Source organism: Arthrobacter sp. H35-D1, from assembly GCF_030063185.1.
Taxonomy (GTDB): domain Bacteria; phylum Actinomycetota; class Actinomycetes; order Actinomycetales; family Micrococcaceae; genus Specibacter.
In genome coordinates, this window is sequence record NZ_JASISP010000079.1 from 1 (window position 1) to 788 (window position 788).

1 pseudogene is annotated in these 788 nt (G+C 62.7%); it reads right to left on the reverse strand.

Features of this window, described 5'->3' with window-relative positions:
* Positions 1-788 (reverse strand): annotated as a pseudogene (locus QMG25_RS20370) (hypothetical protein); the annotation flags it as partial.

Sequence of the window (788 nt, forward strand, 5' to 3'; positions counted from 1 at the left end):
TTCGTCGCTGGTCATGCCAGTACCGGTCGTTTTGCCCTTGCTACCGCTGGTCGCGGACCCTGTAGCACCATCGGTGGTGGTTTCATTAGCCTTGCTCTTGCCAGGACCACTTTTGCCGGTGGCGGCAACTTCGTTGTCGCTAGCGCTTGCGGCTCCTGCACTGTCCGGGCGGTCGGTGCTGGCTTTGCTGGTTTTGTTGTCAGCGGATTTTGTACTGTCGGCGTTGTCGGCGTCGGGAGCGACTGTGTCGTTGTTGTCGTCGTCGTTTGTGGGGTTGCGGTGTGCCCATGGGGGTGCTTCTTCGATGAGTGAGACACCGAAAGCGGAGTTCGCACCGAACGGGACGTCGCCGGCCTGGTTCGGGGGCTCTGAACCATCCCCATCGTTGCTGTGGCTGCCCATGCCGCCAGTACTGGCGTCACCGTGGCTAGCATTGCTTCCTGAGTGGTTCTTTCCGGCACCAGCATTGCCGTTGTCACCAGCATCGGCGTTGTCGTGGCCGGTGTGGCCGTTGTCGGTGTTGCTGGCTGGGGTGGGGAGGGGTTGTTGGTTGAGGAGGAGGGTGGTGGCGACGTCGACGCGTAGTTGTGCCAGGGTGCGGTGCTCCCCGCTGCCGTTATCGTTCTGCTGGCTGCCCCGGCCGGGCTTGCCGCCGTTGCCATCGTTGTTGTTGCCTGGTCCGGTGGTGTTGTTGTGTTTGATGGTGCGTGCTGTGCGGGTGGCGTGGACCCAGATGGCTTCGGCGCTGATGGTGGGGATGTGCAGGGTGAGCCAGGACATTCCGTCGC